Consider the following 25,706-nt stretch of genomic DNA (forward strand, 5'->3'; position numbering starts at 1 on the left):
CATGACGGTGGTTGATAACACCAGTATCACCGCCATTGGTAGCCAAGGATTGAACCAGCAACCTTGGTGGGTTGAGCGATGGATGGAGCTAATCAATGGGTATCGCTTCAAAAAACGACTTGAACGCGCTTGGGGTTATGCCCGTGAAGGCAACGTCACTTCAATCCGGTTTGAGGGAAGACGGGTGCATGCGCGCGTTCAAGGCACTGAAGAAGAACCGTATAAAGTGAAGCTCTGGCTTGATGTGCTGAATGACGAAGACTGGAATTACGTATTGGAAGCTCTTACCCAGAAAGCCCGTTGGTCGGCTCAGCTGTTGGCGGGGATTATGCCCTCAGATATCGAACGGGCCTTCGCCGCCAGCGGCAAGCGCCTATTTCCATTTAGACTTCAAGAGGTGCGTAGCGAGTGCAGCTGTCCAGATAAAGCTAACCCTTGCAAGCATGTCAGCGCAGTTTATTTTTTAATGGGAGACCGCTTCAGCGAAGATCCTTTTGTATTGTTCCAGCTTAGAGGCCGCAATCGGACCAAACTGCTGAGGGACCTAGGTGAACAGCGTCGGAAAGCTCTAGCGGCTCTTGTGAAAACTAAGGCGATCGGCAAGCAAAAAGTCACCTTCGTCTCTGGCCAAGCCAACGAAGAGACCGCAACGCCCCCCCCTCATCCCGCTGTCCTAGATCCAGCTCTCTGGTGGCACTATAACCGTAGTCTCGATAGTGATTTAGTGGTGGTGACGGCAGCTCTTGAGGGAGAAACTGGCTTGGATGTCGCCGGCGAGCTGCCCTTGGCAGAGGATCCGCGCTTTCCAAACGCTCGCACCAAGTTCCTGAGCAGTCTGAAAGCCCATGGCCAGGCCAGTGCTCAACGCGCAGTGTTGCAAGCTATGGCAGCAGGTAGCCAGTCTACATCTTCAGGTATAACAACCGGTTGAGCCCTTAAGGGCTCAGGCATAAGACCCGTCAGGGCTCCTAGTTCGTACCTGTGCGGCGGACTGGGAAGCGCTGCTTCTCTAGGAAGTGCTGCTGAGGTAATTCATATAGGTAAGCAGTCCCACCACACCTAGTCTCGCTATTCCAACACACAGAACGCGCCGAATATGCAAGCGTCTTCGGCAGTGAACAACGGTTCATAATTTCAGCGCGTGGCCAAGTTAGATCGGTTCGGTTTTAGCTCCAACCAAGACGAAACAACCGAACTTTATCGTGCATACCGAATCAAAAAAAGCGGTTTTTACACTCCTTATTCTTGTTCAGATTATGCAGATTGCTGTGGCGGACAATTAATCAAGTCCGCAGATGTTCACCTCTTTAAATCAACAACCATGCTGACCACCCGTCGATCACCTTTCGAACTGTTTGAACGTCTTGAACAACAACTTATCACCACTGCATGGGTTCCCCCTGCTGAGATTCTCGATGCCGAATCGGCCTATACCGTGCGACTCGAACTTCCAGGAGTGGATCACGAATCAATCAACATCAAAGCCACAGATCACAACCTCGTAATCAGCGCTAAACGTCCTGATACAACCAATTACGATTCAGTATCCCCTGTGCTGAGTGAATTTCGTAGTGGCGCATGGAGCCGCAGTTTTTGCTTTCCTCACAATCTTGATCGTGAGCAGCTAAAAGCAACTTATCGCAATGGAATACTAGAAGTCATAGCAGGCAAAGCTATCATGCATACCAGCGTTACAGTGAAAATTGAAGATTGAAAGTGAACTTCACTGTTTAATCATCACTTTCTTAGAACAAGCGCCGCATTGCAGATGTAACCTACCCCCGCTCCTACGGGGGTTTTATACAGTCGGTTAGTTAGTCGCCAAAGCCCAAAACGTTATTACTTATAGGAAATAAGCTGAAGTCACTCAGAGCATAAAGCTGGCAATGAGAGATCCAGTCATATTGTTAGGGTATTGAACAACACATCCAAGAAGACCGCTGGGATAATTATCCCAGCCGCGCATCCATCCCCCTTTTGCGCAAACAATACATCATTACAAATAAGAATTCCGTCACTCGTATTGCGATATCCTGAACACCAGGCTTAATGAAAAGCCCACAATAGTCATTATGATAATTATGACTCAAATCGAAGCCAGACTATACCTTGACAGGACAAAAGCTATACACTTTCTCCTAGGCTAGGTATTCCGGATCAATATCAAGGAAATTAGAAGTACAACTATTCATTAGAATGTAAGAACTAAGGCCTAATTTAGACCTAAGCTGGGGCCAAGTATCTCATCAGCTGAACTATCACCAAAAGTTTGAATAACCATCAAGTTTTTTGTAATAGCTAAGCCAAATAGTTCAATACATCTGTTGCATGTGACCCATCATTAGACCAATCCTATGCAACAGGATTTTCGCTCCAATGTTCTAACACAGCGCCAATAACACCATAAGAAATAAGCAAGTTTTACTGTTCTGCACGTCGTTGAAACAAACATTTTCTGTAAGATTGTGTTTTGTCACGGTCGATTTCATGGTTGTTGCCCCCACCGCCCCTCACCTGAGCCTGCAGTGCAAAACTATTGCCTCGGACACAACTGCTATTCGGTCTTTGGACTGGGAACGCAACCGCTTTGACATCGAATTCGGTTTACGCAATGGCACTACTTACAACTCCTTCCTTGTAAGAGGTGAGCGCACAGCCCTCATTGACAGCACTCATACTAAATTTAGAGACAGCTGGGTTCCATTACTAAAGGGGATAATCAATCCTCTCAAGATTGATATACTAATTGTGAGTCATACTGAACCCGATCACTCCGGTCTCATTGGAGATCTAATAGATCTCAATCCTAAAATTGAAATCGTGGGATCAAAAATAGCTATTCAGTTTCTTCAAAACCAGGTGCACCGGCCATTCAGATCCCACATTGTGAAAAGTGGTGAGAAACTGGACATGGGTATCAATCCAAATAGCGGTATCCAGCACTGTTTTGAATTTCTCAGCGCTCCAAACCTACACTGGCCAGATACTATTTTCTCCTTCGATTACGGCACCGGTGTGCTTTACACCTGTGACGCCTTCGGCCTTCACTATTGCTCTGAGGAACTATTCGACAGCGATCCTGACGTTATCGCTCCTGACTTTCGATTTTATTACGACTGCTTGATGGGTCCCAATGCTCGCAGTGTTTTGCAGGCTCTCAAACGTATGGATGCTTTGCCAGAAATTAATACGGTCGCCGTTGGCCATGGTCCCTTATTACGCTACCATCTCAGTCACTGGCTTAACAGCTACCGCGAGTGGAGCAATCAGCGCAGCAAAGGCGAGAGTTGCGCCGTTATTTGTTACATCAGTCAATATGGCTTTTCAGATCGAGTTAGCCAAGCCATCGCTCATGGCATCAGCAATGCTGGCGCTCAAGTACAACTGGTGGATCTACGGGCTACTGACCCTCAGGAGATCACTGCGCTAATTGGCGATGCTAAAGCCGTGGTTGTGCCCACATGGTCTGAACAACCCGATGCCAGTGTGCGGACTGCTATCGGTACCCTTTTGGCGGCATTGCACTCCAAACAACTAGTAGGGGTATACGACGCTTTTGGTACCAACGATAAACCAATTGATGCTGTAGCAGAACAATTACTTAGCCAAGGTCAAAAACAGGCTTTTGCACCATTACGCATCCATCAAGTGCCTCGAGGAAGTGATTACCAGCGCTGCGAAGAATCGGGCACCGACTTGGGTCAACTGCTGACCAAAGAGAAAACCATTGCGGCAATGAAAAACCTCGACGGTGACCTTGACAAAGCCCTTGGACGCATCAGTAGCGGTCTTTATGTAGTTACAGCTAGTCAGGGATCGGAAGGCTCTTTGCGTCGCAGCGCCATGGTAGCTAGCTGGGTAAGCCAAGCCAGCTTTCATCCTCCAGGCATCACAGTTGCGGTTGCGAAAGACAGGGCAATTGAGGCTCTCATGCAAGTGGGAGATTACTTTGTGCTCAATGTGCTGCGTAAAAACAATCACCAGCCACTACTGCGCCATTTTCTTAAACGCTTCCCTCCCGGTGCCGATCGTTTTGCAGGCGTCGCGCTGCTGGATGGCATGGCAGAGGGTGGACCTGTACTTAGCGATGCTTTGGCTTTCCTAGACTGCTGCGTGGAACAACGGATGGAAGGACCCGACCACTGGATCGTCTACGCCACAGTAAAGCAGGGCAACGTAGCCGATGTTAACGGGAACACTGCTGTCCATCACCGCAAAGTGGGTAACCATTACTGATGCCCGCTTTTCGATTTAACCATTGAGATCAACTGATATCACTTGATACGTTAGTCTCGACGCCCAATGAAATTTGGGTTGAGGTTACTTTTAAAGGCCCTGATCAGAATGGAACGCCTTGTATTGACGGTTGAAAATAGTAAGTACATCAGATCTTAAGGTTACAGACATAGTTAAAGATCCTCCTGCAGGGTCTGCAGGGAAGAAGCACTAAGGAGAAAGTAATTGTGCTACAAGCAGCGCTGCTTGGCATACTAAATCAAAGGCATTCTTTATATGATTCCTGAGGTTAGCAGGACCTCAAAAAAATAAGGTGATTAAGAATATTTATATTTATTAATGTCATGAGCAAAAACCACTGCAGAGAAGTAGATAGAGAGAGTAGAAAGTCTCTTATTCACAGTTATAGATAATTTTCAGACCAAAAAGTGAAGATATAAGTACCACGTTAGAATAATTAATTATTTAAACGCTATGTACTCTAAATACGAAATTAAAAGAAATTTATGAATATGAAAGAGAATTGTTCTTTACCCTAAATAATCTCTCTAGTGATAAAGCGGTATTGAGTGTAACAACAAGAAATATTTATGGCACTTTTCAGGGGCGTTAAAGGAAAACCTGCTTCCAGAAAGATACTAAAGTAATTCACTACCTTCCAAAAGAGAAGGTGGTGATGGCAATTTTGAATAGAAAGATTTTATTTATAGTACGGGGTTATATCTATCCCCCAAATCTTTTAAATTACCATTACAAGGTACAAAGCAAAATTATTGCCACTACCATACACATGAATTTATTTTCGATGCTCATTACTACCTGCTTCTAGGCAAGGTTACTCTCCGGAATCGTGATGACTACGACTATACCATAAAAATGCTATGTAGCAGTACAAAGAGAAGTTATTACGTAAATCCCGATGGATCAAGATCAGTAGATATTCAACCCAATAGAATGGGTAAATGTCTATTCAGAAATAAATCAATTGATCTTGCCAATATCTATAAGTATTTGCAAACACTATTGAAAAGACCTGACTTAATCTATCCTATCAACTATCTGGCGGTAATAGAGTATTCATACCGGTAATGAATACCTACCTTGAAATCCTGAGTCAAATGAAATGGCAAAAACTTTCGAAAAAACAAAAAAAGAATCTAAATCAACAAAACATGTTGCAGAACCTGCTCCTGTTATTATAAACTCTTTTACTGGAAATAATAAATTTGACGTACTAGAGACAAAACAGATCATCAAAGACTGCTCGACCTTAATTTTGTAGTTAAAACAAAGAGCTCGATTCAAGCAAGAGAATACCTTGAGGGGGATGCTTGGATTATCTGAAGAATTCTCTTGATAAAATTTGAAAAATGTGACTTTCAGAAATAACAATTAACAAGCATAAATGTCTCCTCAGAAAAATTCTGCAGAAAACCCTTGAGTTCAAGGGATTGACTTCTATATGCGTCTGTTCTGTCCATACATGCCCCAGAGTGGTCTCTATTTCTGAGACACTTTTCAATAGAACTCAGGGTAGTATTATGTATCCATAAAGTATTGAATCCCTTGCGATAGACTAAAAAATAGCATCGCATTATATATGCATTGACACTATATTAAGTGCCGCCATACTCAATCGGAATGCTACTCTATCTGTATTCGTAACGATTATAATTATCGTTAAATGTAATGCGGCCGCGAGTGCCAAATAATCCGATTTATAAAAACGCAACTGCAGGTAACGGACCAATTCTAAATCCATCGATTTCAAAATAGATTGCTTTGAAGCCCACTGCAAACAGCGGCAAACTATAAAAACACAATTCAATTGCATCATGTGAGGATTTATCTAGTTATTGAGGTATCAGATCAGAATCTTAGCCATTTTTAAAATGAGCAGTATAGGTTCATTTATCAGCGGCAGGGCTTAAGCGACTAATGTGCAGCGATTTGTAAACAGAACATCAAAACTAACATTATAAAACACAATATAATCATATGTGAGATTTGCCTAATTGTTTTAATAATATAACTAAAAATTTTCATATCACAATGTAAATATTTACATATAAACAAGAAAGATATAAGAATTCTAATTTTGCTCTACAAAAAATAGTTTTTTAGCTGTAGAAATAATGTGGATAAATCTTACTGCTTGAGGAAAACCAAAATAATAGTCCAAAAATATTGCATAATCTATTGATTAATTTTATCATGATTGGTCTTGTTACGATAGGATTAGAAATTCTTCATCATTAACATTGAAGATACATAAATAAGTGATTATATAAAGCGCTGCATCTATCTAAAATGAAACATTGACACTCAACTATGAGATCCTTTGGTTAAGGCGTTTAGCAGAGTTTAACAAAACAACAGCAATCATTGCAGCGTAGATGCTTCAAGCAATCGTCATACTTACATTCAATAGATATGAAGGAAGCGAGCGGTGACCACTGCTGCAAAACGTCGCACTATACAGTTGCCCATCGACACCGATGTGCTTTGCTTCAGAGGATTGAGTCCAGAGCGCCATCGGTTTGAGTCGGAGTACGCTTTGGAGCGTGGGAGTACGGTTAACAGCGTTCTGTTTAAAGCTGGGAATGGAATCCCTGCGGTGCTCATACACCCTCCGGGAGCAGCCTATAAAAGCGTCTTTTTGCCAGAACTCATCAACGTTCTTGGCGGCCAAGATAAGCCTCTTTTGGTGGTGGTGGGTCATGTGAACCCGAATCGGGTCGCTCTGCTCCGCAGCCTCGCTGAGATTTATTGCAGACTTGAGCTTGTTGCTTCCAATCCTGGCGCAAAGCTCCTGAAGGAGCTTTGGAGCAGGCGTAAACCTGCCCCTACCGGCCAGGAACCCGAGCAATCCTTACCCCCACCGCTGCCGCCACTTCGGATTATTCGTAAAGAGCAAACCCTCGCTTTGAGCAGCAGCCGTAAATTACTGTTACTGCCAGCTCCAACACCACGCTGGCCTGGTGGTCTCTTGGCATTCGAGGAGAGCCTTGGCTTATTGATGAGTGGCAAACTTTTTAGTGCTCATTTATGTACAAAGACCTGGGCGGAAACAAGTCGCAACAGTACGGAGGAAGAACGTCGCCATTTTTACGATTGCTTAATAGCTCCGATGGCCCTTCAGGTAGACAGTATCATCGAACGCCTGGAAGAATTGGATATCCGCACGCTAATTCCCGGTCATGGTCCAGCAATTGAGTCGAGCTGGCGCAGCTTGTTGAATGACTACCGACGCTGGGGCGAAGGCCAACGCAGTGCCGACTTCAGGGTGGCTCTGCTTTTTGCGAGTGCTTACGGGCACACCGCAGCCATTGCAGATGCTCTGGCCCAGGGAGTTAACCGCACCGGCATTCGCGTGAATAGCCTCAATTGTGAGTTCACCTCTGCCGATGAACTAGTGAAAACTATCCAAGGAGCTGATGCAATCCTGATCGGTTCCCCTACGCTTGGAGGCCATGCACCTACCCCAATAGTGTCAGCTCTTGGCACGCTGCTGGCAGAGGGGGATCGCAGCAAACCGGTTGGTGTTTTTGGAAGCTACGGCTGGAGTGGCGAAGCAGTAGATCTTCTAGAAAGCAAACTTCGCGATGGTGGTTTCAACTTTGGATTCGATCCGATTCGAATCAAATTCAGTCCCGATAAAGCAAAAGTCAGGGAGTTAGAGGAAACCGGCACTCGGTTTGGTCGACAGTTACTTCAAGCGCAAAATCGCTCTCAACGACGCAGTACCGGAGGCCTTAGCGAAAGCCGCAGCGACCCTGCGATACTTGCTCTCGGACGCGTTCTCGGATCACTGTGCGTGCTGACCACAAAAAAAGATGGTCTCAGTGGGGCCATGGTCGCCAGTTGGGTCAGTCAAGCCAGCTTTACACCGCCGGGAATCACCGTAGCAGTAGCTAAAGATCGAGCCGTAGAATCGATGCTGCATAGAGAGGATTGTTTCGCGCTTAATGTACTGGCAGAGGGTCGAGAAATCGGCTTGATAAAGCAGTTCTTGCAACCGTTTAAGCCTGGTGCGGATCGATTCGCGGGCTTGAAGCTCAAGATTAGCCCTAGCGGACAGCCCTTACTACCAGACGCTTTGGCTTGGCTAGAGGTTTGCGTAAAACAACGTATGGAATGTGGAGACCATTGGCTCATTTACGCCGAAGCCCTGCATGGTGGCCTGTTCGATGCCAAGGGCAGCACAGCCATTCATCAACGACGCAGCGGAGCTAATTACTAGCCTCAGGGGTTAGTCAATCCGAAAGAACATACTCATAGCGAGAGTGATTTCAGCCCAATCAAGAAAGACACACAAAAACTGTTAATCTCTTCCAGCTTAGTCTAGAAGATATTAGAGAGTTATCTCACAGTGGAGGTTTTGGGCTTCTTTTATCCACTCGACGACATTATTTTGAGAACCACAGGGTTGACCCTCAAAGATGAGACCATGGCGCTAAACCTAAACTAAATTCAAATTAAGTCATTGTTACTTCGATTCGTGGTCTTCCCACTTGACAAATTTATCGGGCAGTAAGCAGTCTAACCTTCATCAACTAGATTAACTTTTGAGAGAATTAAGTTAAGTGATTTGCTTTTTGATGTGAAATCCACTCTCTTAAAGAAGGCGACCAATTATACAGCGGTTGCAATCGCTTCCACAGGAGGACAAGTACACACTAGGTTTCTGTCGCCAAAAGCGTTATCAATGCGGGCGACCACCGGCCAGACCTTATTTTGCGCTTGATTTGGCAAGGGGAATGCCGCCTGTTGCCGGCTGTAGGGACGCTCCCAAACCTCTACCATTAGAGCAGTCATCGTATGCGGAGATTGCTTGAGGGGGTTATTTAGCGCATCGATTTCACCTGTCTCAATAGTCCTTATTTCTTCACGTATAGCTATCAATGCATCTACGAAACGATTTAATTCTGACAAGCTCTCACTTTCCGTAGGCTCCACCATAAGGGTACCAGCTACGGGCCAGCTCACCGTTGGAGCATGGAAGCCATAATCCATCAGACGCTTTGCTATATCATCAACATCAATTCCAGCATCGCGTTTTATTGGACGCAGATCAAGGATGCATTCATGGGCCACTCGACCAGTAGAGCCACGGAACAACACCGGAAAGTGGTCATCGAGGCGACAGGCCAAGTAATTAGCCGATAGAAGCGCTACGGAACTGGCTTGACGGAGTGCATCCGCACCCATCATTCGCAAATACATCCAGCTAATTGGCAGAATGCTGGCGTTGCCCAGAACGGCTGCAGAGACCGGACCAATGGCCAAAGCAACTTGGTCTTGGAACGGATGGCCCGGTAGGAAGGGTGCTAGGTGAGCCGCCACGCCTATCGGACCCACCCCTGGACCACCTCCACCATGAGGGATGCAGAAGGTCTTGTGTAGATTTATATGGCACACATCAGCTCCAAAGGCCCCTGGTCGGGAGAGGCCCACCTGGGCGTTGAGATTGGCACCATCGAGATACACTTGGCCCCCATGGTTATGGATTACTTCACAGATATTGCGGATGCCGGTTTCAAAAACACCGTGGGTTGATGGATATGTTACCATTAAGGCGGCTAGACGGTCGGTGTGCTTCATCGCAAGAGCCACTAGGTTTTCTTGATCAATATTCCCTTCGGCATCGCAGGCTACCGCGACCACTTTGAGCCCAGCCATTACGGCACTGGCGGGATTTGTGCCGTGGGCACTCGTCGGAATTAAGCAGATATCACGCCGGTCTTCCCCACAAAAGCGGTGCCAAGCACGGATTACCAATAGACCAGCGTATTCACCTTGAGAACCGGCATTAGGCTGCAGCGAGACGGCAGAGAAACCCGTTAGGGCTGCCAGCCAGCGCTCTAAGTCATCAACCAATTGAAGATAACCCGATGCCTGATCTAAAGGGGCAAAAGGGTGCAGACAAGCGAAAGCCGGCCAACTAACAGGAAATAATTCCGCTGCAGCATTCAACTTCATCGTGCAACTTCCCAGCGGGATCATCCCATGCACCAGCGATAGATCACGACTAACTAAGCGCTGGATGTATCGCATCAGTTCAGTTTCACTGCGATAGCAATGGAACACACTCTGCGTCAGCCAAGGGCGAGTCCGCGATGGAAGCGATTGCAACGTAGTGTTGGTTGGAGTTGTAGTGGGCAAAGCTGGAGCCGGCTTATTAGTGACATGGGCAATAACTTCCAAAAGTTGGTTTACTTCTTTTTCATCACTCAACTCGTCCAGGGTGATGCCAAATCCAGTGGCCTGGGCGACAGGTGCGCCGTTGGGGAGGACCCGTAGGTTGAAGCCAGCCGCCAGTGCTGCAGCATGTACAGCTGGGGCGTAAGAGGTGGTGACGGTGACCGTGTCAAAGCGTTCTCCCGGATCTAACGGGAAGTTCAGACTTTGTAAACCGTTCTCCAAACGAAGACGCAGTGCAACGAGCCGACGGGCAATGTCATGAAGACCATCAGGTCCGTGATACACGGCATAAAACGACGCGATAACCGCTAGGAGGACCTGAGCAGTACAAATATTGCTTGTAGCTTTATCCCGACGAATATGTTGTTCTCGAGTTTGCAGAGCTAAACGTAGCGCGGGATTTCCTTCTACATCCTTCGACTCACCTACCAAACGTCCAGGAATTTGGCGCTTATAGATTTCCCTTGTGGCAAAAAACGCAGCATGAGGCCCCCCAAATCCCATCGGGACACCGAACCGTTGAGCACTACCAACGGCGATATCAGCTCCAAAGTCAGCCACTGGAGCAAAAAGGGTCTGCGCTAATGGATCAACTGCTACCGTAACAAGTGCGTTCGCCCTATGCGCTTTCTCGATTGTAGCAGTGGGGTTCCAAACTATTCCATCAACACCGGGCAGCTGTAACAGAATCCCAAAGACGTTGGCATCAAACGTCACATGTTCAGGATCAGTCCATTTAAGCTCAATGCCTAGCGGCTCAGCCCGGGTTTGCAGCACGGCCCAAGTTTGCGGTAACACCTTGTGATCAACGAGGAAGAACTTGGCGTTTGGCCGAGAACGGACGCCAAAACTTAAGCCCATTGCTTCAGCGGCTGCAGTAGCCTCGTCTAGTAGCGAGGCGTTCGCGATTGGCAAGCCGGTGAGTTCGCTGATAAGCGTCTGAAAATTTAATAACGCCTCAAGGCGCCCTTGCGCGATTTCGGCCTGGTAAGGAGTATAGGCAGTGTACCAGGCAGGATTCTCAAATACGTGACGCTGGATCAATGCTGGCATTGCGGTGCCATGATACCCAAGGCCAATCAATGATCGTTGCACCTGGTTCTTTGCAGCGATTCTGCCGAGATCCGCTAAGGCCTCTGTCTCCCCACAACCAGTAGGAAGAATGTCGCGAGGTGGAATCGCATCAAGAATGTCTTTAGGAACTACATCAGAGATGAAATCCTCCATGCACTGATAGCCCAGTACCCGCAGCATTTGATCTTGCTCCACGTCACTTGGACCTAAATGCCGCTGCAGGAAAGGAGAGGTCACAGATTGCAGGGGCGAAAGCTGTCGATCGTAAATAAAGCTGACTGCTTTTTGATGTCAGTTCGCGTTTATTCTGGCGGAATAGGTTGAAGAATCTAACAAGTTCTCCAGCTGGGTCGGATTACTTGGGCGCACCAAGAGCAGCCATCCCTCGCCATGGGGGTCATTCTGAAGTTCTTCAGGGCTGACTAATACAGCTTCATTCCGCTGGACTACCTCCCCATCAACTGGAGCATACATTTCCTCGACGGCTTTTACCGATTCCACAGAACCGAAGCTAGAGCCCCTATCAAGAGTAGAGCCAACTTGAGGTAGATCAACAAAAACAATGTCACCGAGCTGATCAACAGCGAAAGCACTGATACCAACCTTCATCAGCTCCCCATCAAAATGAGCGTACTCATGGCTATCGGCGAAGCGATAAGAGGCGGGAAATTCAAACGCCATTAATCTAAATAAAAGTGAATTTAGATGCTTTCAATTTGTAGGAGATTAATCAGACCTGCTCCATCAAGCGCGGTTAGGGCTTCACCCAGAGCCAAGCGTATATGGCTGCGGTGGGTACCTCCCTGTACAAATAGGTTAAATGGTTCTCTTAACGGCGCATCTGCTGAGAATTCGCTAGTCGATCCATTAATAAATGTGCCACCTGCCATCACCAAATCGCTAGCGTAACCGGGCATTGCAGCTGGGATAGGATTGAGGTATGACCCCACTGGGGAGCAGGCCTGGAACGCCCGGCACACTTCTTGCAAAGCTTCTGGACTACCCAGACAGACAGCCTGAATGAGATCGCTTCGTGCGGTATTTGGCCGAGGTTGTACAGAGAAACCTAGCCGTTCAAACACGCCAGCTACAAGATTTGCACCAATTAAAGACTCAGTCACCATTTGAGGTGCCAAGAACAATCCCTGCAAGACTAAGCGCTGGAGGTTAAAATTTGCGCCGCCCTCGCGACCAATGCCAGGTGCCGTCAACCGACAGCAAGCCTGCTCAACCAGATCAGCTCTGCCCGCGACGTAACCACCGGTAGGCGTGATCGTACCCCCAAGATTTTTAATCAAAGAACCAGCTACTAAATCGGCCCCCACCTCCGGCGGCTCACAGTCTTGAACCAGCTCGCCATAGCAGTTGTCGACAAAACAAATGCAATCAGGCTGGCGGGTATGAATGAGCTCACAAAGATCACCGATTTCCTTTACTGGCAAGGACGGACGCCAACTGTATCCGCAACTACGCTGAATCAATACCACCCGGCAAGGCGAAGCCAAAGCCCAACTAAGGCCGTTTCGATCGACAGTTCCGTCTGCTGTCAACGCTACTTCGTCGTACTCAACCCCGAAATCAGCTAGCGAGCCTTGGCCACATCCTCTTAAGCCAATTACTTCCTCGAGTGTGTCATAAGGACGCCCCGTAATCGAAAGCAAGCGATCACCAGGTCGCAATACACCAAACAGCGCAGCTGTAATGGCATGGGTGCCACTTACGAACTGCATTCGTACCGCTGCCGCTTCAGCACCGAGAACCCTTGCAAACACACGATCAACTACATCCCGGCTCTGATCGCCATGGCCATATCCAGTGAAGGAGGTGAAATGGTGGGCTCCCACTCGCTCCGCAATAAAAGCCCCAAGAACACGCTGAAATTTTTCTTCGACAGCAGCCGTACGTGCAGCAGCCCACGATGCCTGCTGCTGCACCACAGAGTCAATCAGCTGCTTTGCAATTGCACTAGTCACCAAATCCCCCTTGCTTTTAAACCGTTTTGGGACTCCACGCTGATTCTCTACTCTATGGATAATCAACCGCCGCGAGTCAAAAACTCCTTTAGATTTCCGTTATCAACGGCACCATCCGCTCCCTGGTTTTCCTTTTTGAGCGGTACCGTCAATTCCAGGAGATTCCGATTGGTTCCCTCGCAAACAGCTGGCAACCGCGACCTTCGTCTACGGGCGGCGGTAACCGCTCCCCGCGAGCCGCTCCCCGCACGTCAGCGGCGCGTGAAAACGGGGACAGCCGGTTTCATGCTGGTTAATCATATTTTGGCAACCGTGGCGCTACTGCCCCAGTTCTGGAGCTGGCAAGCCATCGTCGCCTTCGGCATTCTCTACTGGATGACGGTTCTCGGCGTTACCCTCGGTTTGCACCGTTTAGTCGCTCACCGCAGTCTTGTGGTGCCCGTATGGCTTGAGCGCGTTTTAGTTGTCATGGGAACTTTGGCATGCCAAAGCGGACCTATCGAATGGGTGGGACTTCACCGCCATCACCATCGGTTTTCAGACCAACCAGCTGATCACCACGATGCCGGGCGCGGTTTGTGGTGGAGTCATAGCGAGTGGATGCTACATGATATCCCCGCTCTTAAGGAGTTGGATCGGTATGCTGGAGACCTCCAGTGTGATCCCTTCTATCGTTGGCTTGACCGCTGGTTTTTATTGTTACAAATCCCCTTAGGACTTTGCTTATATTGGTACGGAGAAACTGCTCTTGTGCATGGTGGCGGTCTAGGTCTGGTCCTCTGGGGAATTCCGCTTCGTCTGGTGGTTGTGTACCACGTCACGTGGTTGGTGAATTCTGCAACGCATGCATTCGGTTATCGCAACTTTGACTGCCCGGATCTTTCGCGTAATTGTTGGTGGGTGGCTATCCTATCTTTTGGGGAAGGTTGGCACAATAATCACCATGCGCATCCTGCCAGCGCACGCCATGGTCTTCGCTGGTTCGAATTCGATATGACTTGGCAACACGTTCGTTTTTTAAAGCATCTTGGCCTTGCTAAATGTATACGCGAAGCCAGATATAGGCTCTAACTATTTTGCTCAAGGATACTTAAGACCTTGGTTAGAATCAAATTCCTAACTCTAGTCACTCATTTATATTCAATGCTTCATGCTGATTTAGAGAATCAATAGATTCGTCGTAACTTTACGATAACAGCCGATTTAAAAGGTATAATAATTAAAACATATATTCTGCCAAAGCCGAAAAGTTAACCCTATAAAGTCATCCCTTCGCAGACAACTTTATAGCAAAGATAGCTTTTTCATCGAGAAATTTTATTGAATATAAATCATGAAAGGTGATTGATCGCAATAATACTCAACGTGAACACGGTAGATATTACGTTTGCCGAGCTGGCCGATTGTATCCTACAAGATCTCAGAAGCATTTCTCACTCTATATTCAAGATAAGGACAAGGAAAAATCTACAACTTAAGTTTTAGTCAAAACTGATATTATGATCGTGTGATGCTTGACTTATGTTACCTATTCGTTTTTATTGTTACAAATTTCTAAAGTTGCTCTGATAATACCATTATGATATAGGAGTTTCCAAATATTTATTTTTTAGGAAAAATCCATGAGTTAGGTATTAAAATTTTGTCATGAATGAGATTTCAGCTGAGTGTTACCTTCAAGAGCGATTTCTGTGGCGCTTTTGGTTTAATCGATATAAATTAGTTATGAAAACATTTACTTTCGATCAATCATCCGATTAGGCTGCTGAGTATTTATAATTTAACAAATCTATGAAACTTTCATTTCGTCAGTTTATTTGAATAAGTGGAACCCTATTTAAAAAAATAATGTTAACGTTCACCTTACAAAATTTTTTAACTATACTTCTGCAGGCGATTTTAATCAGATGAGAGATTTGTTTTGCCAGTGGCTTATGCCGTCCGCTATAGCCGCAATTGTCTAATTCCTCTGATCAGTTAGGCTAGGGCCATAGTATCGCTGATCGCACCGTTGTTGTTTTTAGTCGAATTCTCATGACTAAGCGTGTACAAATCGTTTTGAGCGAGGACATTCTGAGTCTCGGCAGGACTGGAGATCTGGTGGATGTTGCCCCCGGTTATGCCCGCAACTTCTTACTGCCTTTCGGCAAGGCTACTCCGGTCACTCCTGCAGTGATGAAACAGGTGGAGCATCGCCGTGCCAAGGAGATAGAGCGTCAAGTCACCATCAAGCAAGAAGCCTTGGACTTCAAGATAGCTCTCAACACCATTGGCCGCTTCACCGTAAAAAAGCAAACCGGTGAAGATAATGTGTTGTTTGGCACGGTCACCAACGGCGACGTAGCCCAGGTAATCGAAAAGTCCACCAAGAAGGAAATTGATCGTCGAAATATTCTGGTTCCTGAGATCCATCGTACCGGTAAGTACACTGTACAAATCAAACTGCACAGTGAAGTAACCGCAGAGATCAATCTCGAAGTTGTGAGCTACTGATTTGCAGCACAACGATTTGATTCAGTCAGAGTGTGAAACCGAATAGCTATACCCCGTCGCCATGGTGAGTGTCCCCCTTCCAGGCAACGGCGATCAAGCTGAAGGGGGGCGGCCTGGCTATGCTCGAGGACGCCGAAATCAAGAGCCCGGTTTCGAAATACTGCCTGATTCCATTCCACCTCAGAACTTGGAAGCAGAGGAGGCGGTACTGGGAGGAATTCTATTGGACCCGGACGCGATCAGTCGTGTCGCCGACGTGCTACAGCCGGAAGCCTTTTATCTCAATGCCCACCAAGAAATCTTTCGCACCGCCTTGATGCTCTATAGCCAAGGAAAGCCCACCGATCTCACCTCGATAGCAGCCTGGCTAGCAGACACGGGTTCCTTAGACAGGGTCGGCGGAAACGGACGCTTAATTGAACTTGTGGAACGGGTAAGCTCTACAGCATCGATCGAGCAGGTGGCGCGGCTTGTGATGGACAAGTTTTTGCGTCGCCGGTTGATTCGTTCTGGCAACGAAGTGATCAAGCTTGGCTTTGATCAGAATCTGTCACTGGAACAGGTACTAGATCAAGCCGAACAAACAATCTTTGCAATTAGCCAGGAAAAGCCATCCAAGGGTCTTACCCCTACAGCAGAAATACTGACTCAAACTTTTGAAGAGATTGAAAGTCGCTCTCTTGGGACGTCAGTGGCTGGCATCCCGGTGAACTTTTACGATCTCGATGCGATGACTCAGGGACTCCAACGCAGTGATCTAATCATTGTGGCTGGACGGCCTGCTATGGGGAAAACCTCAATTGTGCTCAACCTGGCAAAAAATGTAGCCCAATTGCACAACTTACCGGTTTGTGTATTCAGCTTAGAAATGAGCAAAAAACAACTTACCTATCGATTGTTGTCAATGGAGGTAGGAATTGAAGCCGGACGTTTACGCACCGGCCGATTGCATCAGGAGGAATGGCCACTACTGGGACAGGGCATCAATAGCTTGGGACAATTGCCAATCTACATCGACGACAAGCCAAGCTCTGGCGTACTGGAAATGCGCTCTCTTTGTAGGCGACTGATGGCTGAACAAGGCAAAGAGTTAGGACTTGTAGTGATTGATTATCTGCAATTAATGGAAGGTTCTAGCTCGGATAATCGGGTACAGGAGATCTCACGCATTACAAGAGCTCTTAAGGCGATGGCACGAGAACTGAATGTACCAGTGATTGCGCTTTCTCAGCTAAGTCGTGGCGTGGAATCGCGGACCAACAAACGGCCGATGCTGAGCGATCTTCGAGAATCAGGTTCAATTGAACAAGATGCTGACCTTGTATTAATGGTCTATCGCGATGAATACTATAATCCTGAAACGCTTGATCGTGGTATTACCGAAATCATTTTAACCAAACACCGCAATGGCCCGGTTGGCATGGTAAAACTACTATTCGAACCTCAGTTCACTCGGTTTCGTAACCTGGCGATGTAACCAATGAAATATTAAACAAGGCTACTGGAGACAGAATACTTGAAATTCTATATATGACCAACAATTATCGCAAATTAATCACACACCTCTCTAAATCGAAAAGCATTTCAAAACAAGAGATAAACTTAGAGTATGATAAGTAATCGAATTACTAGTTGTTTTTACTTCTATAACAACGATTAATACAATTGTATATATTACTAACAGATTAATTAATTGACTCATAACTAAGTATGATGCTTTCGCTATCAATGACAACTAGCTTCTGTCGTTAAGATCAATTAACTAGTGGCCTTAATAGTGACATTATATAGCTCTAATTAGGAGTAAAAAGAAATGCAATTTACTTAGAATAAACTGTTAATGTAGGAATACTAAGTTTTAGAATAGAAATTTAACCATTCACTTTTTTTACTTTCTTACAAAGATAATCTTAAATATTTAATAAGTCGCTACAGATTTTAATAACGCGCTGTCATTATTAAGCATAGTGCTAATACAAATTAACTAAACCCCCATCGATAATAGCAATAAAGTATTGATCTTTCAGGATTTTTTAATAGCTATTTTTAAATAATTACCATAATCATCAGAATTTTAACTAAATTTGACATTATTAAGAGGTTAAAAGTAACGGATATATAGAAAAAATAGAAATCACATGAGTCTAGGCTTTTAAAGACGACTAATCATCCAGTTCAATAATTTTATATTAGAGATTTGTACGGTTACTCACAATTTATTGAAGTAAAATGTGATGATCTTATCTACAAGATAACTATAATAGTTTTCTTAATTATAACGAGCAGTATCGATAGATTAATAGATTTCTAATCGTCAGTTATACTATAGACATCAATTATAAACTTAATGAAATTAAACTCATAACGGATATAATTAAAGCAATGATAATCTATATCATAAAATTATTTACAATACACTATCAATAATAAATATTACAAAATTTACTAGAATTAAATCACAAGGTACGAATAATCAAAAAAATAATTCACAATTAGCAATTGTCAATAGAGCAGAAATAATTATAGTTTTTATTATTATTATTATTTTAGTTATTAATTTTAGTACCAATTATTTTTTATTTTCTAATAAGGTAATAAAATTAACCACTACTTGAGCTTTATTAACTTTATTACCACCACAAATTTAGATCATATAAAACTTAATTACTTTCAACTTTATATTTTTAGTAATTAGATCACACTTTGAAATAAAGCTTTCAATAAGATAATAACTAATTAACTATAAATTCTAATAAAATAGTTTTGTTGATAACTATCATATCTGTAGCAGAATTAATGCTATCGATAAAAGTTTATTTAGCAGAAAATTAATAAAAACTTTTTAGTTATTTTATAACTACTTAAATAAACCTAATATTCTTATATTAATATAACAGTAATAATTGTTTTTGCCGTTAGTAAACTCTCTAACTATAAGTATATTCAAATCCATATTTTATATCAGAGCTAATAATAGCAAAAATACGTAAAATATAGATCTCATAATGGAAATCATTAATATTAATAAGTCAGGATTTAGTTTAGTTCTAATTTTAGTAGAGAAGGTCAATCAAAATGTTGAAAACAATAATACCTAAAATTTTGGTATAAATATGTTCTTAGCAGTTTTATATTTATTCTAGAATTGATATCTAATTAAGTTAATATTCTAGTTATTTAGAGGTTTTGATTATATATAGTACTATGTCAGATTTTTTTAATTAATATAATAATTGATTGAAAATATAAACGTAATTTTAGTCAAAAAACTATTAAACTGACTTGTTACTTAATAACAAATTAATAAAAAAATTAAAAAGTTTAATTAATTATTATTAACTTAGCTAATTTTAAAGATATAAAAAATAGACATTTAAGTTTGCATAAAAGCATTAAATTTTTTCACTTTTAAAAGATTAAGATCATTTTTTTGAAATAAAAATCATTATTTAACGTATGTTTTTATAACTAAAAGATTATAATAACCTAATTAATAGAATCAGTTCAAATGCTTTTGCATGTAATTTTAATCATATATAAAATAGTATTTCAGCTTTGAAGAGATAAAAGATTACTACATTTCATATGTTTTAGGATAGTTACAGGAACTTATATTTTATAGAAATTAATAATAGAAAACTATAATAGAATATATAATAAGATTAGATCATATTTTTAACTAATAAAATCATCAGGATTTGAAGACTATAATTGTTAAACAAATAATTAACTTTTGTAAATTATTCTATGTCAAATTTTATCGAAGAATAAATCTCAAAACTATTTAGGATAAATCTAATTAGATATAATTATAAATATCGATTCATTAACATATGTTTGAAATTAATTGACTAGCCAATTTATATTCTTGATTGAGTAGAAAAAGTTCCTACATTGATATGCTTATCTTTTTGGTCAGAGTTTTAACGCAGAGAATTTAAGTAAAATGCACTTTTACTATATCCAGTTGGATAGTTGATAATGAATCTATGAGCTCTACTATCGTTCCCACTGAATCCTTCGATGTGATCGTCGTCGGGGCTGGACATGCCGGTTGTGAAGCAGCTATCACTACAGGGCGGCTTGGACTCAACACAGCGTTGTTTACCCTCAACCTTGATCGTGTCGCATGGCAACCCTGTAACCCATCGGTCGGTGGTCCAGCCAAAAGTCAGCTGGTGCACGAGGTCGATGCTCTTGGTGGCGTGATTGGCCGCCTTGCTGATGCCACCGCCATCCAAAAGCGCATTCTTAACGCCAGTCGCGGCCCAGCCGTTTGGGCATTACGCGCTCAAACTGATAAACGCCTGTATTCCCATCAAATGCTGCAATTGCTGCAGCGCACTCCGAATCTTGCTCTGCGTGAAGCGATGATCACTGGCCTTGAAATCCAGAGCACAGGTGATCGGCTACGTGTTTCCGGCGTCCACACCTATTTCGGCAGTGTTTATAAAGCCGAAGCCGTAGTCCTCACCGCAGGCACATTCCTCGGTGGTCGCATCTGGGTAGGCCACCAATCCATGTCTGCAGGTCGTGCGGGAGAACAAGCAGCAGAAGGTTTAACAACGGCCCTACAACAGCTGGGCTTCCACACCGACCGGCTCAAAACTGGTACCCCAGCTCGTGTTGACCACCGTAGCATCGCCTTCGATCGGCTAGAAGAACAGGCCAGCGATGCCGCCGACCGTTTCTTCTCCTTCGATCCGGCTGCCTGGGTAAGTGGCAAGCAAACAAGATGCCATATTACCCACACCACAGAAGCAACTCATCAGCTTATCCGCGATAATTTGCACCTCACTGCTATCTATGGAGGTGTAATCGACAGCAAGGGGCCGCGTTACTGCCCCTCGATCGAAGACAAGATCGTGCGCTTTGCCGCTAAGGATAGCCATCAAATCTTCTTGGAACCAGAGGGCCGCGATACCCCGGAGATCTATGTACAGGGCCTTTCGACCGGCCTGCCGGAACCGATCCAACTGCAGTTGCTACGTACCCTTCCGGGGTTAGAGCAATGTGTGATGCTTAGACCGGGCTATTCTGTTGATTATGATTACTTACCTGCCACCCAACTCAAGCCATCTTTAGAAACCAAACGGGTGCGGGGGTTATTCAGCGCGGGCCAACTTAATGGCACTACTGGCTATGAGGAAGCTGCAGCTCAAGGACTCGTGGCCGGCATCAACTCTGCCCGCCTGATCGGCGGTGAGGAACCAGTGCATTTCCCTCGCGAGAGTAGTTACATCGGCACCATGATAGACGATCTCGTGAACCAAGACCTACGCGAGCCCTATCGGGTACTTACCAGTCGTAGTGAATACCGATTAACCTTGCGTGGAGACAATGCTGACCGTCGTCTCACTCCTTTAGGCAATAGATTAGGTCTGATTGACGACCGACGCTGGCAGTTGTTTAAAAACAAGCTGCAAGCTATAGAGGCTGAAAAGCAACGGCTTGCAACGACGCGGCTCAAGGTAAGTGATCAAGCAGCGTCGGCTGTGGAGCAGGAAACGGGCGCCTCAATCAAAGGTTCAGTTACTCTAGCGGATCTTTTACGCCGACCGGGTGTCCATGCTGCCGATCTTGTGCGCCATGGTTTGGCTGACGCAAATCTATCTCTTCCCATAAGAGAAGGTGCCGAAATCGACATCAAGTACAGCGGTTATCTACGACGCCAACAACAACAAATTGAACGGGTACAACGCCAAAGTCAACGTAAACTTCCTACTGATTTAGACTACGAAAATATCAGCACTCTATCCCGCGAAGCACGGGAAAAACTTGCTTGCATTCAGCCTAGCACCCTGGGACAAGCATCGCATATTCCAGGAGTCAGCCAGGCTGACATCACAGCTCTGTTGATGTGGCTAGAGCTTCAGAAACGCCGGACCCTTGCCCCCACTGCACATTTCGATAGCGTTGCTTAGCATTGCGTGAGGAACAAATGGTCATGGGTTGCGTTTCCAGTAATGAGCAAATGGAATCAAGTCACTACATGGCGAAAACCAGCCGCTCTATACCGATTGGGTTGACGGCGGGCAGATCTAGCCCAGCAACAGCGACGCAACTGGGGTCAGAAATATTCGCTTATGAAATTCCCTAGCCAATGCCTTTTATGAAACAGCTAACACTCCCTCATAATACTGCTTTATGACGGCAGTAGAACCTGATGCTTTCCAAGTAAACGAGCTTAACTCCAAAACCGATTCTGTTCTTTTTGTCAACAGTGTGCACCGGGCGATTTGAACATTTCATACCGTCGAGGTTAAGACTATTCCATCAATAGCCATAGAGACTTTATTGGTTGAAAAGACATCATCTTGGCCCCAGGATATAGAGATGCTTCCAGCTCAACCGCATCATTCAAAGATTCAGACAAACAACTCAACAAAGTAATTCTAAAAATCGACCGGACTTTATGTTTCCGCTAGCACGAACAAAAGCTTTGAGAAAAGTCGAAAACTGTAAACTCACCGAGGAATCCAATGCCGCTACCCGCTAAAACGACCAGCGTTTTGCTTCAGCTCACTGGGGGAGTATTCTGAGTAGAATATCTAAGTTATTGCTCTCGCCCCGTCCTCTTTGGCAGGCTTCCACAGCAACGTTATTAGACGCTAGTGGGCCGCGGCAACTGCCGGGAGGTTGGCGGCTCATGTTACTGGGGGATGGCAGCCCAACGCGTCATCTCCGTCTTCTCACAGGTCAACCGGTCACCGTTGATCTGATTGCCATGGAAACAGAGCAAAATGGTCATCCTTATACTCCCGTTGAGGTGCATGAATTACAGGCCCCTTTATTGCGCCGCCAGGTGTGGCTTGTTTGCGGAGGAATACCACTGGCTTGGGCTGAAAGCTGGTGGAATCAAACTGAAGCAGAATTGCACTTGCAAGACCGTAACCAACCAATTTGGTCAAATCTCACCCGAGGAAGATCAGAACTGTTTCGCCAAGTAGATGGACTTGCTCTTGTGGAAGCGGATTGGCTACAACAGACGTTTGGCCGCTGCGGTCCATTTTGGAGTCGCCACTATCGCTTCTTTCGAAGCGGAGTAGCCCTCACGGTAATCCGTGAGGTTTTTAGTCCACAACTAGAAAACTGGCTAGGCTCAACCTTAGCCCTTCGCCAAAAGCTGGCTACAAAGTAATTAATTTATTAATAAATCCTCAGCCATGTAAAATAGCTTTTGACAGTCTATATTAGCTTAAAAAGATATTAAAAACATTTTTTATTTGCAATTTATGCAGGCGAACTTCCTTCAAACTTCCTTTATTTCTAATTCATAAAAGCAAATGACTAAAAGGCTACACAGATATCTTGAATCATTGACTCACTGTGATCGATAATTACACAATGACTACAGATAGCTGCAACTGATTGTCTTTCGAGATCTACAACAATGACAAGAATAGAATCGCGATCTAGTCATCGGAATCGACAGCAAATTTTAGCTAGTAAAATTAACCAAATCTAGTGAGGCACTGATCTAGGAATTACGGCGCAGGCAAGTGACTAACTATTCAAATACGAGGATAATTATAGAGACGAATTAGGGTAGACTAGGAATATCTTGAAAGATAGTTAGTAAATAAAAATAATCTCAGAGTAGATCTATCCATAATTTTATTAAATCTTTTATCTTTTCTCTAGAGACAAGAAAGAAAAGCCCAATTACCTTGGGATTATTTATTTTAGGTATCTTGGCAAAGATACTATAAATAAAGTCAGCGCAAATTTAGAATAAAGATAAAGTACGAAGTTTTCAGATAAAGTCTGGAACTAAAATTTTTCCTAAAAATTAAACAAGGGAAGAAACTTTATAAAACACTATGAACAAACTTTTAGATGTTGACTAAATTATATCAAGCAAACTTAAATATATAATCTTTTGCAATTTTGATAAGTTCTGGATATATAAACTAAACCAGTAATTAAAAGAATCGATCGATAAAGTAAGAGCCTTAACTTTAGGAAATAAGACTTTAGATTTTAGTTTCTTATACCTAGAAAATGAACATTTTATATTTAAAAATAATGTTATCTACATTACGAAGGATTGAAAATAAAATAATTAAAATGTATAATAATTTTGCTCGGCAAAAAAGACAAAAAATCTAATTAAAGATCTATATCATAGTATATAATTTTATTATTTTAGAAAGTACAAGTTTTTCCCTAAAAATTTCTTAACTCTCTCCCATATAAATGCTGACCTGAAAAAAACTTGTACAACTTGATTCTAAATTTATTTGAATAAATAGGATTTTTAAAAATAACATTAAGCAGTATAAATACTCTAGTATTTTGTATTTTAATAGCGATTTTTTGGTAAAATTAAAAAATATTAGATTAATTAAATAAGTACCGAATTATAATTTAAAGTCTCCAAGAAAAGTGATTTGAGATAACTAAATGATATTAGAGGTCTTATTTCTAGAAGGCTCATAAATAATAACAAATAATATGGGCTAAAAACTTGCTATAAAGGTTAAATAAATATTCTTGAAATAAGAGGACTAATGCTAATAAAATAATCTCTAACAAAGATAAGTACAATTAAAGATACTTAGCAGATTAGTTGTAACCAAACATAATTCCGTGAATTACTAAATTTTTAGTCTAACTTATATTAGTGGAAACTTTTTTCCTAACCTATTGAGAAATGAAGTATTTAAAAGTGATTTTATTCTCAATATTGTCTGAAAAATTAAAGGAAAAGCAAGCAAAATTAGTTGGAAGTACATCACTTTTACAAATAATCTGATTTAGTAGAATAGAGATTACAATTCTTGTAATTAGACTCATTAAAATAGTCCTAATTTTTGATAAAAAACTTACAATTAATGAAGAGTTAAATAATGTATAAATGGATAACCAAGTCTCCCAATTCCATTTGAGCTAACCCTGCTTTTAAGTAATCTTAATCAAAATATTAGGCACAAAGATACATTATCTGCTAACTAAAACAATCTAGATATAATTAGTATTAATTTAACTTATCGAACAAAAAATAAAATGCAGGAAGAACTTAGCATAAGTAACTTAGGTTAAACTCGATCTGCACATTCTAACATTCTCTGGAATAACTAATTCTAATGTCTATTAGTTTGAATTTATGTATGGTAAACCAAGAATCTATGGATACGCTAGATCTGTAGAGTAAATATAATACCAATATTTTAGATCAAAAGCCTTTCAAGCTATAGGAATTTTGAGAGAAAATGAGAGAAGAAAAGTACTTTTCTTTAGTCATTTGACTTCAATTAAGTTACTGTATTAAAAAGTCAAAAGGTAATTTACATCAAAAGAGATACCTAACTTATTCAAAGTAGTTATAAAAAAACTAGTACTAGTAAGCTGCATCAAAATAAAACTTAATTATTAAGACATCCTTTTCCAGATTAAGGCTAAAAGGAATTAAGTTTTTGTGCTTATCAAGGATGATAGCTTTAGCAAATTTTTCAATATCATAATATTTTTGCTCCTTTATTCTAGATTTTTTTCAGCATCTGTAGCTCAATATAATGTAAATATGCAGTAATATGTTTGTGGCAATGTTTCTATGCTTTGAATCTTCTTTAGGATCATACTTCGTTAAAAAATAGAGATATTGAAATATTTACTTCCTTTGAGTTCAGCTAAAGTATCAAATAAATACTTCCGCTAATATTCTGAACAAGTAATTGCTATTATCTCAGCCTCACAATCTTCCCTTTGAAAAAATTGCTATTG

General features: G+C 43.0%; 14 protein-coding genes. 10 read left to right on the forward strand and 4 right to left on the reverse strand.

What is annotated here, in order from left to right:
• Window position 1: 1 nt before the first annotated feature.
• On the forward strand, window positions 2-931 hold the full coding sequence (locus ABWV55_RS00750) for an SWIM zinc finger family protein (protein ID WP_353291874.1): 930 nt from the start codon (window positions 2-4) through the stop codon (window positions 929-931).
• A 37-nt stretch (window positions 932-968) separates the two neighbouring features.
• On the opposite strand, the gene ABWV55_RS00755 is transcribed toward ABWV55_RS00750, so the two are convergent.
• Window positions 969-1,130, reverse strand: a complete 162-nt coding sequence (locus ABWV55_RS00755; protein ID WP_353291875.1) for a hypothetical protein — start codon at window positions 1,128-1,130, stop codon at window positions 969-971.
• A gap of 191 nt (window positions 1,131-1,321) precedes the next feature.
• On the opposite strand from ABWV55_RS00755, the gene ABWV55_RS00760 reads away from it, so the two are divergent.
• The 3 genes from ABWV55_RS00760 to ABWV55_RS00770 all read left to right on the forward strand — a co-directional run bounded on the left by ABWV55_RS00760 (window position 1,322) and on the right by ABWV55_RS00770 (window position 8,479).
• Window positions 1,322-1,714, forward strand: coding sequence for an Hsp20/alpha crystallin family protein (locus ABWV55_RS00760; protein ID WP_353292776.1), 393 nt, complete (start codon window positions 1,322-1,324; stop codon window positions 1,712-1,714).
• Window positions 1,715-2,487: 773 nt separating this feature from the next.
• Window positions 2,488-4,236 carry a diflavin flavoprotein gene (locus ABWV55_RS00765; RefSeq protein ID WP_353291876.1) on the forward strand — a complete coding sequence of 583 codons (1,749 nt, stop codon included), beginning with the start codon at window positions 2,488-2,490 and terminating at the stop codon, window positions 4,234-4,236.
• Window positions 4,237-6,685: 2,449 nt separating this feature from the next.
• Window positions 6,686-8,479, forward strand: coding sequence for a diflavin flavoprotein (locus ABWV55_RS00770; RefSeq protein ID WP_353291877.1), 1,794 nt, complete (start codon window positions 6,686-6,688; stop codon window positions 8,477-8,479).
• A 392-nt stretch (window positions 8,480-8,871) separates the two neighbouring features.
• On the opposite strand, the gene gcvP is transcribed toward ABWV55_RS00770, so the two are convergent.
• Genes gcvP through ABWV55_RS00785 form a run of 3 tightly spaced genes read right to left on the reverse strand, consistent with a single transcriptional unit; the run spans window position 8,872 to window position 13,487 of the window.
• On the reverse strand, window positions 8,872-11,751 hold the full coding sequence (gene gcvP, locus ABWV55_RS00775) for an aminomethyl-transferring glycine dehydrogenase (RefSeq protein WP_353291878.1): 2,880 nt from the start codon (window positions 11,749-11,751) through the stop codon (window positions 8,872-8,874).
• Between the two features lie 54 nt (window positions 11,752-11,805).
• A complete protein-coding gene (gene gcvH / locus ABWV55_RS00780; protein WP_353291879.1) occupies window positions 11,806-12,195 on the reverse strand; it encodes a glycine cleavage system protein GcvH in 390 nt (129 codons plus the stop codon).
• 20 nt (window positions 12,196-12,215) lie between these two features.
• The gene (locus ABWV55_RS00785) at window positions 12,216-13,487 is read right to left on the reverse strand and encodes a methionine gamma-lyase family protein (protein ID WP_353291880.1); all 1,272 of its coding nucleotides are present in this window, start codon (window positions 13,485-13,487) and stop codon (window positions 12,216-12,218) included.
• Window positions 13,488-13,655: 168 nt separating this feature from the next.
• Here ABWV55_RS00785 and ABWV55_RS00790 point away from each other — a divergent pair, with 168 nt between their 5' ends.
• The 6 genes from ABWV55_RS00790 (at window position 13,656) to ABWV55_RS00815 (ending at window position 23,121) form a co-directional block, all read left to right on the forward strand.
• Window positions 13,656-14,558 (forward strand): fatty acid desaturase, encoded by a 903-nt coding sequence (locus ABWV55_RS00790; RefSeq protein WP_353292777.1) that lies wholly within the window; start codon window positions 13,656-13,658, stop codon window positions 14,556-14,558.
• 963 nt (window positions 14,559-15,521) lie between these two features.
• Complete coding sequence (gene rplI, locus ABWV55_RS00795; protein WP_353291881.1) at window positions 15,522-15,980, forward strand: 50S ribosomal protein L9; 459 nt, start codon at window positions 15,522-15,524, stop codon at window positions 15,978-15,980.
• Window positions 15,981-16,041: 61 nt separating this feature from the next.
• Window positions 16,042-17,457 (forward strand): replicative DNA helicase, encoded by a 1,416-nt coding sequence (gene dnaB / locus ABWV55_RS00800; RefSeq protein WP_353291882.1) that lies wholly within the window; start codon window positions 16,042-16,044, stop codon window positions 17,455-17,457.
• Between the two features lie 2,512 nt (window positions 17,458-19,969).
• The gene (gene mnmG / locus ABWV55_RS00805; RefSeq protein WP_353291883.1) at window positions 19,970-21,904 is read left to right on the forward strand and encodes a tRNA uridine-5-carboxymethylaminomethyl(34) synthesis enzyme MnmG; all 1,935 of its coding nucleotides are present in this window, start codon (window positions 19,970-19,972) and stop codon (window positions 21,902-21,904) included.
• A gap of 23 nt (window positions 21,905-21,927) precedes the next feature.
• Window positions 21,928-22,080 carry a hypothetical protein gene (locus ABWV55_RS00810; protein ID WP_353291884.1) on the forward strand — a complete coding sequence of 51 codons (153 nt, stop codon included), beginning with the start codon at window positions 21,928-21,930 and terminating at the stop codon, window positions 22,078-22,080.
• Between the two features lie 459 nt (window positions 22,081-22,539).
• Entirely contained in the window at window positions 22,540-23,121 is a 582-nt protein-coding gene (locus ABWV55_RS00815) for a chorismate lyase (protein ID WP_353291885.1), read from the forward strand.
• The last annotated feature ends 2,585 nt before the right edge of the window (window positions 23,122-25,706 follow it).

It is taken from the genome of Synechococcus sp. M16CYN, assembly GCF_040371545.1.
Classification (GTDB): Bacteria; Cyanobacteriota; Cyanobacteriia; order PCC-6307; family Cyanobiaceae; genus Parasynechococcus.